General features: G+C 50.1%; 6 protein-coding genes. 3 read left to right on the forward strand and 3 right to left on the reverse strand.

All coding sequences use genetic code 11. The features are described from left to right. Positions 1–2: 2 nt before the first annotated feature. The 3 genes from HB364_RS27320 to HB364_RS27330 all read left to right on the forward strand — a co-directional run bounded on the left by HB364_RS27320 (position 3) and on the right by HB364_RS27330 (position 10747). Positions 3–1985 (forward strand): cytochrome-c peroxidase, encoded by a 1983-nt coding sequence (locus HB364_RS27320; protein ID WP_167291589.1) that lies wholly within the window; start codon positions 3–5, stop codon positions 1983–1985. Between the two features lie 146 nt (positions 1986–2131). Beyond that, complete coding sequence (locus tag HB364_RS27325; protein WP_167291590.1) at positions 2132–9760, forward strand: LamG-like jellyroll fold domain-containing protein; 7629 nt, start codon at positions 2132–2134, stop codon at positions 9758–9760. Positions 9761–9835: 75 nt separating this feature from the next. After that, positions 9836–10747 carry a leucine-rich repeat domain-containing protein gene (locus HB364_RS27330; RefSeq protein WP_167291591.1) on the forward strand — a complete coding sequence of 304 codons (912 nt, stop codon included), beginning with the start codon at positions 9836–9838 and terminating at the stop codon, positions 10745–10747. A gap of 36 nt (positions 10748–10783) precedes the next feature. Here the strand turns inward: HB364_RS27330 and HB364_RS27335 are convergent, their stop codons facing one another. The 3 genes from HB364_RS27335 to HB364_RS27345 form a co-directional block, all read right to left on the reverse strand. Beyond that, the gene (locus HB364_RS27335; RefSeq protein ID WP_167291592.1) at positions 10784–12130 is read right to left on the reverse strand and encodes a serine hydrolase domain-containing protein; all 1347 of its coding nucleotides are present in this window, start codon (positions 12128–12130) and stop codon (positions 10784–10786) included. Positions 12131–12225: 95 nt separating this feature from the next. Beyond that, positions 12226–13452, reverse strand: a complete 1227-nt coding sequence (locus HB364_RS27340) for a M14-type cytosolic carboxypeptidase (RefSeq protein ID WP_167291593.1) — start codon at positions 13450–13452, stop codon at positions 12226–12228. Next, positions 13449–14690, reverse strand: a complete 1242-nt coding sequence (locus HB364_RS27345; RefSeq protein WP_167291594.1) for a M14-type cytosolic carboxypeptidase — start codon at positions 14688–14690, stop codon at positions 13449–13451. The genes HB364_RS27340 and HB364_RS27345 overlap by 4 nt, the downstream gene beginning before the upstream one ends. Between the last annotated feature and the right edge of the window lie 33 nt (positions 14691–14723).

Here is a 14723-nt window from a genome sequence, read left to right on the forward strand (position 1 = left end):
TAATGAAGCAAGCAATACAACCTATATACAGGAAAGGATGGATGGCAGCAGGCATGGTGCTGCTGGTCCTGTTGCTGCAATCTTCTTTTCGCAATACCAGTCCGGATGAAGCCACCCGCACCATCATCCTGCAACAGGCGGCCCGTTTTACAACGGCTGTTAAAGCATTGAATACGTTGGCCCATGCCCTGGCAGCCGGCAAATCCTCTCTTGCTGCATTCAAACAGCAATTGCTGGCCACCCGCCAAGCCTGGAAAGGCATTGAATATATGGCAGAGTATTATTACCCTGAACATGTAAAAGAATACCTGAACGGCCCGCCATTGGATCACCTGGACCCCTACCCATTTGATTCGTCTTCCTATTATGGTACGTCTGCTGCTGCTTACCTGGGCACAGCACCACTGGATTATCTCGAGCGGGACCATTTCCTGGGTAAGCCCGCCGTGATCGCCCCCCGTGGCTTGCAGGTATTGGATGAGGGTATATTTTCCGGTGAACTGACAAACCCCGGGCACATCGTACAACTCACTGCCGAACTAGAAGAGAAGTGGCTTATCGCGGCACAGGCATTGAACAAAAGAAAATATTTCCTGCCGTTTGAAGTAATAGAAGCTGCCCGCCTGCAACTGGTACGCATCTGCACACTGGGTATTACTGGTTTCGATACGCCCGGTTCGCTCAATATCATTGCAGAAACAAAAGCAGGCATCGCGGCCTTACAGCAGGTGATGCAGCCACTGTTGCAGCAAACCACAGATTCTCTGTCGAAAAAGGCTACCTTGTATTTTGAGCGCACGCAACATTTCCTGGCGCAACAAAATGATTTTGATACGTTCGACCGGCTGGCTTTTCTTACCAACTGTTTGAATCCCCTTTACAAAGTATTGCTGGACATTCACCGGCAGCAGCAACTCACCATTTCCTCAACACTATCGGGTAAAACGCCTTCCTGGAATGCGTATAGCGATAATATTTTTGCGTCTGACTTTCTGGACCCTTATTACTACAGTTTGCTGCAAAGGGATAAAGACAATGAGGCGCTGCGTGCATTGGGTAAGCAATTGTTTTATGATACAAGGCTCAGCAACAACGGGCAGTTGAGCTGTGGCAGTTGCCACAAACCGGAGCTTTCGTTTACGGATGGGGTTCCCAAATCGTATGCCGCTACAGCAGGCCGTACGGTATTGCGCAATGCGCCTTCACTCATCAACGCCGTATTTGCCGACCGTTATTTTTATGACCTGCGTTCTTTTGACCTGGAAGACCAGGCCGGACAGGTGATCAGGAACCATGAGGAGTTTGATACTGATTTTCCCGAGCTGCTGAAGAAGCTACAGGCCGACAGCAGCTATGTAACTGCTTTTGCACGCGCCGCAGGAAGCACCACTGCCCTCCCTGCTCTTACCCGCTACCGCATTTCATCGGCACTGGCCTCTTATATTATCTCCCTGCGTTCCTTCAACAGTCCTTTTGATCAATATGTGCGGGGAGAAAGAAAGACCTTGCCACTCAAGGTAAAGCAGGGCTTTAACCTGTTTATGGGTAAGGCCAACTGTGGTACCTGCCACTACCCGCCCCTGTTCAGCGGACTGGTGCCGCCACTTTACCGTGAAAGCGAGAGTGAGGTACTGGGTGTGCTGGAGAAACCCGGCATGCGCAAGGTGGATGAAGATAAGGGAAGAGCTGGCAACCAGGTGCCGAATGAGCATGCTTCCATTTACCGGCATGCCTTCAAAACAATGAGTGTGCGCAATACAGCACTTACTGCACCCTATTTTCACAACGGCGCGTACCGTACATTAAAGGAAGTGATTGAGTTCTACAACAATGGTGGTGCACAGGGCATTGGTTTGTCACAGGCGCTGCCCAACCAAACACTGGCGGCCGATTCTTTGCACCTGTCCCTGGCCGAACAGGATGCACTCCTTTCTTTTCTCCAATCACTTACAGATTCTGTGGCCATCAAACGATTTGCCCGGTAGTGATAGCGCTGCAACGTTGAACGCTGATTTTATTGTGTGCACAATTGTGTATAACCCCAGACTTAAAGATTCCTTAATAATTAAAAAACACCGGGGGAATATTAAACCAACACTTTTGCACCCTTAACTAAACCGTTATAGTTCTTATGTCGAAAAAGCAACTATGGATACTGATGCTTGGCTTTGTGGGATGGATGACGACGGGAACAGCACAGACTATTCCAGGAGATTCTATTGTTTTCGGGCCTATGTTCAGCCCGGTGTACCACGACTCGGTAAGGGTATGGGTGGTGACCAAACAGAACACTGGATCTGGGGATGTATTTTCGCTTGAACTAACAGCGGGCAATGCACCCGGCACTCCTTTAACCGGTACAGTACACAATTCCGATGACAGGCTCGGTTACCAGTTAAGATCATGGGTATATCCTGCTCTTATCGCGGGACAAGCCTACACTGCGGTGATCAAAAAGAACGGTGTTGCTACGCACCGCAAGGCTGTTATTAAGAACGAAAGCAGTCTGCTGGATGATTTTTCTTTTCTTACTGGTGGTTGCGGACGTATTTATGATACGACCCGCTGTATAGACAGGCCCGAATCGCAAACCCATAAGAACGGTGATCCTGCTATGTTCAACCGCATGGCGGCAGAGAATAGTGACCTGATGATCTGGCTGGGCGACGCTACTTACCTGCTGGGGTTACAGCATGCCATGGGGCAATGTCCCAATGGTATAGACGACTGGGCCAATAAGGACATGGCTTTTGCGCGTTATATGTTCTACCGCAACTTTCACGATTCGCTCACCAGGGCGATGCCTCAACTGGCCATTCCCGATAACCACGACCTCGGTCCGAACGAGTTCAACAAAACATTGCCTACCATTGGGCAAATGAGGGAGATCTTTATGGACTGGTGGCCCAATCCTGCCTACAAGAGCACCAGTGAAGGACAGGGTTTGTATTCTTCTTATCAATACAAGGATGTTGAATATTTTTTATTGGACAACCGCAGCTACCGCGACGGTACTACCCAACACCTGGGACCTGAGCAGTTCGAATGGCTGAAACAGGGTTTAAAGCAATCAAAAGCTACTTTTAAGATACTGATCAATGGTACGCCTTCTTTTGCTAAACATTGGGGCGGCCGTAATTTTTCCATTACATCACAGGGGGATGAACTGGTAAAATGGATCAAAGATCAGAACATTGACGGAGTGCTTTGCTTCAGCGCTGATATTCATGAGCAGGAACTCTATGGCCGCTATGCGGATGTAAAGTATCCTTTGTTTGACATGCTGAGCGGCAACCTCAATTCTGATGTAGGAAATGGCCAGTTTACCGTTGATTATGCCAGTGACCGCATCCTGCGCGGTGTAAAACAAACTTACCTGAAGGTGACGGTATACGGCGAAGCCGGCAACAGGAAAATGAGGGTGGCTTACACCGGTCCGGACGGTCTTCCCTATTTTCAGTCTGTTATCCACTCGGATATGCTGAAGAGCATTGACGACAGCGTGAAAAAGCTGTCGCTGGGCTTCAGCGGTTCCCTGCTGGATTCTTCGGCATTCCAACACCAGTTGACTGCTACTGGTCTGGGTTATGGCAGCAATAAAGACGGAGTAGCGCAATCGGCCGGCCTGTTCAGTGCAGCTACCAACCTGCAATGGGCTTACACGCCTGCTTTTGATCTGCAGGACCGTCCATTTACGCTGGGCTTCTGGATCAATCCTTCCCAATTTCCAGCCACCGGTGCGGCCGTGTTTTCCAATGCCACTGCCGGCGCTGGTATTACCATTGGTTTCGACAAGGATGGTTATTTACAATACATCGATCACAAGACAAATACGACCTATACTTCTACCCGCAATCTCGTGCTCAACAAATGGGCACAGGTGAGTTGGAAGTACGACAATGTAAGGCGTCAGTTGTCTGTATTCTACAATGGCTGGCTGGTGCAAGCCTGGACCGGTGTAGTTTCTCCTTCCGCAGCTACCGGCGCGCTGCACATCGGCAACAATTTTGAGAACAAACATTTTATTGGTTTGCTGGATGAAGTGAAACTTTACGGCAAGCTGGTATCAGATCAACGTATACTGGACAACGCCGGTTATACTTCCCATCGTGGTGACGTGATCAAACTGAACGCTTCCAATATGGCTATACCCGGTGCGGCTGTCAATACAGCCATGGTCGGTGATTTCACCATTGAGTTCTGGGGCAAGGTCAATACAGATCCCGGTGCTAATATCAAACTGCTGGCCAGCAATGGTCGCGTGAACAACAATACTACAGGCATCTCTTTTGAATTCCCCGACAACAACAAGCTCAATGTGGTGTTGGGCACCAATACCAGTAGCTGGAGTTCCCTTACCGATAAAGGCAATGCCTGGAATGTAGGTGAGTGGAACCATATAGCTGTTACCGCTACCAAAAACGGTACGCTTACGTATTATGTAAATGGCGAGAAGGTGGCTGATATGCCTTTCACCGCTTATGTACCCAACAACTGGGGCATTGGCCTGGGCAATAGTCCTGCCTATGCCGGTACATTGGCGGCTGAACTGGATGAACTGCGTATCTGGAGCAAAGCCTTGCCTGCAGATAGCATCCGCAGGCATATGCACCATCCGCTTACCGGTAAGGAAGATGGCCTGGCATTGAACTACGATTTTAAGGCTTATACCGATACTTCTATCATGAGCACTGGCACCCAGCCCGTGGAGATAAAACTCAGCGGTGCTGAAATTGTATCTGCTACCTCTCCCGTGGCAGTGATCGATTCCCTGTACCAGCAGGCGATAGCAGCCAACTGGAGCATCAGCAACAAAGCTATCGGCGGCCTGAGCTATACAGAAAAGATAACCGGTTATATCAGCAATATTGTTACCGGTAAGAATCCCGATTCCACACTGGCAGTAACAAAGAACAATATCCATTATCTGAAAGGCGGCTGGCAGATCGATGCGCTGAATGTGCCTGCTGCTACTATTAAGGTTATACTTGCACAGGCATTGCCCAAAGCAGATTCGATTGTGAAAGCGGCTACCCGCTGGTACCTGCTGGAAGAACTGACCACGGATTCACTGGTGATCGTAAGCCAGGGTAATTTTGATGGACAGAACCTCACGTTCATCAACACCTACCTGGAGCCTGGCTATTACCACCTTGGGTGGCTGGCCGATCCTACCGGCGCTATTGGCCGTGGGGGAGCGCTTTCACTCACCGGTGGCCACAAGGTGCATGTACCCGACAGCAAGGTGGATGCCGTGCTCTCCGGTAAGTTCACGATCGAATATTGGGCCAAGCTGACAGAAGACCCAGTTACCAGCGCCAAGATGATGGCCAGTAACGGAAGGATCAACAACAATACCGTTGGATTTGCTTTTGAATTCAACGCCAGCAATGCGCTGAATGCAGTATTCGGCACCAATACCGGCAACTGGAACAGCATTGCTTCTAATGTGGTATGGAAAGTGGGCGAATGGAACCATATCGCAGTAACCGGAGCGCCCAATGATTCGCTGAAGATGTATGTGAATGGTACGCTGGCCGGTAAGAATGCGTTTACTGCCTATGCTCCCGGCGGTGCCTGGGATCTCGCACTGGGCAACAGCACCAACTACACCGGCAATGAGATGAAGGCTACAATGGATGAGTTCCGCATCTGGAAGAAGGTGAAAACACAACAGGAGATTGTCGAGGGCATGCACCTAAGCACTGCCACCGATACGGCGCTGGTATTTAATTATACATTTAACCAGGACAATATTGGCTATGCCATCAATACCGGTACCGGTAACGACAGCATATCCATGACCAATGCGCAGATCATTGCTTCCACAGCTCCTGTAGCTGATATGGATACGGCTTACCGTACTATGGTGACTGCCAACTGGAGCCTGCGGAATGAAACCGCCAATGGCCTTTACCTGAAAGATGCCATCACGGGTTTTAACACCAACCTGGTGGTAGGTAAAGATTTCGATAAAACAATTGTGAAACTGGGCGCTGCCAAAGATACTTTCTATGTGAAAGGCGGCTGGTGGTTAAATGCGCTGGATATGAAGACGGGTACGCTGGTAGCTGACCTGGCGAAGATATTGACCAACGCAGACAGCGTGGCCAAATTTGCCAGCCGTTACTACCTCATCAAAGGTGATCCTGCTGCTACGTATACCATTGTGGCTTCCGCTCCTGCGGTCAATAAGATCGTGGAGTTTGCCAATGTATCCCTCGATTTCGGCAAATACTTCCTGGGTTATAAGTCTTCTGCGGCTGCCCCTGTTACGGCTGTGTTCAAAATAACAGCCGGTACAGACGATGCCGAGCAGAACCTCGACATCAACAGCGGGGCGATGGACCTCACCAGTTCCGACCTGGAGTTTACCAAAGACGGTACGAAAGACCAGTTCCTCGGTGTGCGTTTCAGCCATGTAACCATTCCGCAGGGCGCTATTGTCAACAATGCCTACATACAGTTTACGGTAGATGAAGTAAATACCACCGGTGATGTGAACGTGATGATCGGTGTGGAGAATACCGACAACCCGCTCACGATGACTACCGGCGCTTTTGATATTTATCACCGCCTGATCCATTATGGCGATACCCTTATCTGGAAACCCGGACAATTTGCTGCCGAAGGTGATTCCGGTATCAACCAGCGCACGACCGATCTGTCGAAGCTGGTACAGCATATAGTGAACAGGCCTTCGTGGGCGTCCGGCAACCCGATGCTGTTTGCGATGGTTGATCCCGCCTACCTGAAAGTGCCTGGCTATACCGGTAATACCGACAAGCGCGTGGCCCAGTCTTTTGACCGCAACCCTGCCACCGCTGCGAGGCTGGTGGTCAACTATACAGTTCCCAACAGGTTCCAGACCGGTACTTTCCCCCTTGCAATGAAGGCCTCCTGGAAGTACAATGATACGGCCGACCTGAGCGGACGCAACTGGACAGCGGTCGATTACAACGACAGCACCTGGGCGTTTGGCAATGGTATACTGGGCTATGGTGAAGGCAATGAAAGTACTACGCTGCAATACGGCAATGATGCCAACAACAAGCGTCCGACTTACTATTTCCGTCATACGTTCAAGGTAGACGACCGCACCAAATACGATTCACTGGTGTTTGATGTATTGAGAGACGACGGAGCCATTGTATATGTGAACGGTACAGAAGCCTTCCGCATGAACATGCCGGATGGTACAGTGAATTACAATACCTATGCTACTGCAACCGTGAATGCACCGGATGAAACGGCGTATTTCCGCACAAAGACAGCCAACCTGCTGCAAAACGGCATCAATGTAATCGCTGTAGAACTGCACCAGGCTACTGCCAACAGCTCCGACCTGAGCTTCGATATGCAAGTAGGTTATACCCTGCCTCCGCTGGCGCCTGCCTCCTACCCGCTCACCAAAGGAAGTGAATGGTCTTACCTCGACAACGGCACCAGCCTCGATGCCGCCGCCTGGAAAGACTCAGCCTATGCAGACCGTCACTGGGCTACCGGTAAGGGACCGCTTGGTTATGGTGATGCCATGACTACTACTGTATCTTACGGTCCTGATGCTACCAACAAATACATCACTACTTATTTCAGGCGCGGTATCGTGATCGATACAGCCCATGTAGCTGATTCTGTAGAGATCGGTATCCGCCGTGATGATGGCGTGATCCTTTACATCAACGGTAATGAAGTAGTGCGTGACAATATGCCGGCAGGGGCAGTGAATTATCGCACGAAGTCTTCTTCTATCGTGGATGGCGCTGCCGAAACTACTTATTTTACTTTCCTGTTGCCGAAGACCATCTTCCGCAATGGCCATAACCAACTGGCTGCCGAGGTACACAACCGCGACAGTTCCAGCTCCGATCTTGGTTTCGATCTATATATTAAGGACGCTCCTGTTAAAAATCCACCTTTTGTATGTGCCGATAACCACATCGCGTGCTTTACTTCCATTGATCCTACAGCGCAAACCAATAAGCTCATCATTCCTGCCGGCTCACACCGCTTCCAACTGATCTTCAAGGAAGGGGAAGTCTATACGAAAGGCAGTGGTACGGTACCGGGCAATCATGACTTTACGGGTTATGTGCCCCTGAATGGCAGCAGCACCAAAGGTCACCTCTCTGTAAATCATGAGAACCAGCCCGGTGGTGTGTCTATGATCGACCTGCATTACAATGATACCACCATGTTGTGGGTGGTGGATACCACGCAGGCAGTGGATTTCTACAACAATGATCTCATTACTACCACCCGTAACTGTTCCGGCGGTATTACGCCGTGGGGTACAGTAATTACCAGCGAAGAATCTGTCAACGCCGGTGATGTGAACAAGGATGGTTATGAAGATGTGGGCTGGCAGGTAGAGATCGATCCGCTTACCGCCAAAGTGCTTGATTACAACGGAGACGGCAAACAGGATAAGCTGTGGGCAATGGGACGTATGAACCATGAGAATATTGTGGTGCTGGCCGACCGGAAAACCGCTTATTATGGAGAAGACGGCGGTACCCATTGCGTGTACAAGTTTGTAGCCGATAAAGCCGGTGATCTTTCTGCCGGTAAAGTATATGTACTGAAACTGGACCAGCCGCTGGTAAATGATGATCCAAGCGGTACCACTGCCCAGTGGATACTGGTGCCCAATGCCACACAGAGCGATCGCAACAACCTCAACTCCATTGCTGCTTCCCTCGGCGGCACCAATTTCAACGGTGTGGAAGATTGTGAAATAAGTCCCATAGACGGTAAGATCTATTTCACGTCAAAAGGCAAGAACCGTGTATACCGCTTTACCGATAAGGGAACATCGGTGGATAATTTTGAAACCTTTGTAGGCGGCACTTCCTATACCATCAATACCGCCAGTGGCGCCAAAACAGAGCCCTGGGGTGATGGCAATGATAACCTGACATTTGACAACAAAGGCAACCTGTGGGTATTGCAGGATGGCGGTTTGTACTATATCTGGGTTATCCGCCCCGATCATACGCAAAGTAGTCCCAAAGTAGAACTGTTTGCCTCCTTCCCTGCCGGTTCTGAACCTACGGGATTGACCTTCTCGCCCGATCATCGTTTCGGATTTGTATCCGTACAGCACCCGAGTGGCAGCAATGCCGACCAGGTAGATGCCAGCGGCAAAACGATCCGGTTTAATAAATCGGCTACCCTTGTATTCTCGCTGAACGAACACCTTGGTATGCAGATACCAGTGGCTGGTTTTACAGCCGACACAACGGTGGCGGTAGTAGGCAAGCCTGTAAAGTTTACCGACACCAGCAAAAACTATCCCACCAGCAGGGCCTGGAAGTTTGACGGCGGTAGCCCTGCTACTTCTACCAACACTACTGAAACGGTGACCTATCATACACCGGGCAAGTACAAGGTAGAGTTGATCGTGAGCAATGCAGCGGGCGCAGATACAGCTATTGCGGTTGATTATATCGAAGTGAAGAATGCTGTTACAGGGATCAATGACCCGGATGACCTGGCGAAGAGCCTGACTGTATCTCCCAATCCTACCAATGGAAGGATTATGGTAACGTTCAGGGTACCAGCCGGCGAACAGGTGTCGATGGAGTTGTTCGACCTTTCCGGTAAACGGCTGGGTACACTGGCTACGGTAAAGGCTACCGGCCTTACGCAGCAGGTGCCGCTCAACCTGGAACCGTTGGTGAAAACAAATCAGGTGGTGGTATTACTGGTTAGAACTGCCACGATGACTAACCGCAAGTTGCTGCTGTATACGAAGTAAGAAAAACACGATAGCAAGCATAGGCAGAACCGGGGTTGAGTAAACTCCGGTCCTGCCTATATAAAAAGGAAGTGTATGAAGTTCGTTTTACCTGTCATATTGATGTGTACGGGTATGGTTGCCACCGCGCAGCACGCCAATCCCAAGAAGGCAGCGGTCTATTATACCCTGACCGATGCGCTGAAGGACAGGGAGGCCACGCAGCTCAACCTGCGCGACAAGCAACTGTTTACCCTCAATGACAGCATTGAAAGGCTGGAGCATCTTCGTTTCCTGAACCTGATGGGTAATAACCTGGAAGCATGGGATGAAAGCCTGTTTCGCTTGCGTAAACTGGAAGACCTTATTCTGCGGCAAAACAAGCTGCGGGAACTGCCTGAACAGGTAAGCCTGTTGCACCACCTGGTACAACTGGATATTACCGGCAATACGATTGCCCGGATACCGAAGGGAATAGGCCGGCTCAGTAAGTTACGCTTTCTGCATGCCGCCATGAATGTGATCAGTTCCCTCGATGCATCTATTGGCGATTGCAGGAGCCTGGAGGTGCTGGCATTCCAGTTCAACCAACTGAGTTACTTGCCTGCTTCGATCGTACACCTGAAAAAGCTACGCGTACTGAACCTAGGTTACAACCAATTCAATGAGTTTGATCCTGCCTGGCTGGAACTGGAAAACCTGCAGGAATTGAACGTCGAATACAATTTCTTCCGGCGGTTGCCTGATGCGGTGGAAAGATTGGGCAACCTGCGCACGCTGATACTTACGCACAACCGGCTGGATTCCCTCCCCGAAACACTGACCAGCCTGCAACACCTGGAACTGCTGGTGGTTTCGGAAAACAACCTGACGAAACTGCCTGCGCATATAGACAGGCTTCAGCACCTGAAAACCCTGATCGCGCTGAATAATCCTTTGAGTAAGGAAGAGAAAGAAAGGATCAGGAAGGCCCTTCCGGGTTGCCAGGTATATGTTGATAAGGATTAAAAGATTATGCTGCCTGTGTATTGCTTTTTCTAATGGTTATTTTTCTTTGGTAAGAACCCGCTCCGCGCCTCCTTTCCGTTTTATAATCATCTGGTTTTTCGCGGCGTCGAACTCAATGACTACTGCACCCTCGATCTGAAATTTATCGGGTGCCGTTGCTTCGAGCGGGACACCGGATTGCGCGCCCGGCGGTTGAAAGAAAAGCGTCCCGCCCTCTCTGGTGATCTTGCATTTCACGGCAGCTTCCGGACCCGAATAAACGCCGACGTATTTGTCCAGCACTTCCGGGCTGATGACGAGCGACTCCAGGGCGGGAATCGTAAACGGTTTATTGTAGTAAATATCCACAACGCCGCGCACGATGTTGTCTACAGGGTACACCTTGGCGTTCGTCGTATAGGCGACTGCCAGCTTTTCTTCCGGCTCGTAAGACAGCCACGCTCCATAGTTGTCGCCCCCGCCCGTATGGCCGTAGAAGGTCTTGCCAGCGAACGTGAAAGGCATCATTCCAAGGCCCTCGTCGTTCCTCATCGTTTTCATCTGATCGAGGCTTTCCCGGGAAATCAATTTCCCGTCAAACAGCGCCTGGATGAATTGGGCCAGGTCGTTCGAGGTCGAAATAATATGTCCCGCGCCGAAGAAGACGCTTGGATGGGTTTCGCCCCCCTGTTTCCAGTTGCCGCCGAGGTTAAAATAGGTAAGCGCTTCGTTTTTGTTCACATCAATATTTCCGGTCGCGGTGTAGGTATCTTTGAGCCCGATCTTTGCCGTTATTTTTTCCCTGAGGACTTCCTCGTAGGATTTGCCGGTTACCTTTTCAAGGACAAGACCTAACAGGAAATAGGCAGCATTGCTGTAGGAATTCTTTGTGCCCGGTTCGAAATCGGGCGTGGCTTTGGCGATAAGGGCGAGCACCTCCTCCTTCGTTATTGGGATCGTGCTCACGTTTTCCTGAGCATTCTGAGCGCGCCTTACGTTAGGGATACCGCTGCGATGCCCGAGCATTTGCACAATAGTAATTTTTCCTGCATTTGGGATCTGCGGGAAGAATTTATCGAGGTTGTCTGTCAGCTTCAATTTTCCTTCTTCAGCAAGCTGTAAGATCATCGTGGCGGTGAACATCTTTGTGATCGAACCGATCCGGAACCTGTTTGCCGCCGTCAGAGGTCTCTTTTCAGTTCCATTGATCTGGCTGTAGCCGATAGCGCGTGTGTAAAGAACCTTGCCGTCTTTGGCGATGGTCAGGCTTCCCATTGCTTTATTCTTTTCGGCAAGCCGGTCAAAAAACTGGTCGAGTTTAGCTTTGTCCGGCGATTGTGCGAAGCCTGCGGTGAACAGCGTCACTGCCAGTAACGTTGCGGATAAGTTGTTGCTTTTTATCATTTTCAATACTATTTATGTAAAAGTGCTTTGCATTTCAAAGTTAATGGAAAGTACTTTGTATTTCAAAGTATGTGAATAGAAAAATAATTGCCTCCTTAAAGCGTGTATAATAATTTCCCCATTACCCGTCCCAGGCTTTCACCGACTGCACGGTAACCTGCTGTAGTACTTTTCGGAGCATTCCAGGGGGTTTCTATACAAAATCCAATAGTATTTGGATTGGCATTTTCAAGCACCCAGGCTTCACTGACCAGCTCTTCCGGTGTAGCTACGGAAGGCTTAGGTCCGTTCCTGTGTTGTTTTATTTTACCAAATTCTTCTTTTAATAATTCAATAAAACGTTCCTGCCGGGGAAAGGCTTCTTTCCCCATATAGGTCTTATCCAACACATACATTGTTTGCACCTTATTACCTGGTGCAGGATTATGCAAATCGAGGAAAATGTTCATGCGGCCTTCCTCCGCCAGGCGCCGGATATATTGCTGCGATGCGGCTACCTCCGGCCAGTGAGGGGTTGGGGCCCAATCGCGGTTATGATCATGCGGGAGCGCGTGCTTGCCTCCATCTCCGGTGGCTACGTGGTCAACGTCCATTAATGGGATAATGTATATATCAGCATACCGGCGAAGCCATACAGCTTCTTTATCTTCACCAGCCAGCCATTCTGCCAAACCAACTGCTACCCACGATCCACCAACTTCCCAGGCATGTTGCCTTGCCTGCACCCATATAGCAGGCCGCTGGAGATCTGGCTTGCTGCCTTCACTTATTTTTAGTGCAGGTACGTTTCTGCCTTCCCGCGATTGGGCAAGCGTGAAAGCCTTCATGAAGGGATGCTTCTGCGTAAGGTGTTGAATAAATGCGGCCGCATCTGTGGGCGTAAAAGGAGGCCCCCACGCAATCCACAAGGTGGAGGACCCTGGTTCAATCCTGTAACGCATGTAATTGCCTTCTCTTATGCCCGCGGGAGTATGTTTCCAGATTTTACCATCAGTAGAATAAGCTGCCCGATCGGGCCAGGTCCAGTCAGGCGGCAACTTACGAAGGTTTCCCGAAGGTCCCCCCTGGACTAATTCGCCTGAACTCAACACTTCTAAAAAAACTGGTTTGTTGCTGTTAATACTGTCTATGCGCAGGTTCCACCAGTTAGGCATACCCCGTTTCGGATCTCCGGCGGGAATGATCCGTATAGTCTGCGTTGCATTATCTATACCCAGCACGCGGGCAGACCCGCTTTCAAAAGAGGTCGTTACGCGCAGTTCCTGGCAGCGGGGATTTTTACATGCCAGGAAAGCAAGAATAAGCAGGCTAACTATTTTCATGGTTGTTTTTCTGCTTCTTCTCTTAAAAGCTTCTCAACGGCGCTTCCTAATTTTTGCCCCACTATACCATATCCTTCCGGGGTGCCGGAAGGTGTATTCCAGGGAGTTTCTATACAGAAGGCTATCGTGTTGGAATTGGAATGTTCCAGCACCCAGGGAACGCTTACCCGGTGAAATAAGGCTGGATTTTCTGCTGGCGGCCGTGCGGGATTTTGTTTCAGTCCTCCGAATTCTTCAATCATTAAGTCAACAAAACGAAGTTTCCGGGGATCCGCTTTTTCCGGCATATAAGCTTTTTCTATTACGTAGGCTGTTTGTTGTTTGTTGCCTGGCGCCGGATTATGAAGGTCCAGGAATATATTCATCCTTCCCTCGTTAGCCAGGGCAAGTATGCGCTTTTGCGCTGCAGCCACTTCGGGCCAGTGCGGTTGATCACTCCAGTCCAGGTTATGGTCCTGGGGCTCGCCATGTTTTCCCCCATCGCCGGTAGCTACATGGTCAACATCCAGCAGCGGGACCACAAATATTTCCGCATGTTGCCGGAGCCATCTTGCCTGCTGGTTATCGCTTACCAGCCATTCTGCCAGGCCTGTACCTACCCATGAGCCGCCGCATTCCCAGGCATGATGGCGGGCACTTATCCAAATGGCAGGCCGCTGATCAGCGGGCTTACTGCCTTCTGCAATCTGCAATGCAGGCACCTGCCTTCCCTCCAGCGACCGCCCAAGGATAAAGGCTTTAGCAAACGAATAGGTTTGGGAGATACGGTTAACAAAATTCAGTGCGTCAGTTGGCGTAAAAGGCGGGCCCCATGCCAGCCATAAAGTGCCGGTAGCTGGTTGTACCTGGTAAACCATCCGGTTGTTTATTTTTTGACCTTCTGCCGTTTGCTTCCATGTTTTTCCATCAAGGGATAGTGCAGCCTGGGCGGGCCATGTCCATCCTGGAGACGTCTTTTTGCCCTGTCCGGTAAGTTCATCCGGTATCAGGTCCTCGCGCACCTCTACCTCCAGCACAAGTGGAATGGTCGTATTAATTCCATCAATTCTTACATACCACCAGTTAGGTATACCCCGTTTCGGATCACCTGCCGGTGTGATCCTTATCGTTTGAGTTTGCTGGTCGAGAGACAGTACACGCGCCGAGCCGCTTTCAAAGTTGGTGGCCACTTTCAGTTCCTGGCCAATGGCAATGCAGGATGGCAAAATGAGAAAGGACAGGAGGAATTGTTTGATCATTTTAATAGGCTGATTGCCTAAATGTAGGCTATA

The sequence above is a fragment of the Paraflavitalea devenefica genome (assembly GCF_011759375.1).
Lineage (GTDB): Bacteria > Bacteroidota > Bacteroidia > Chitinophagales > Chitinophagaceae > Paraflavitalea > Paraflavitalea devenefica.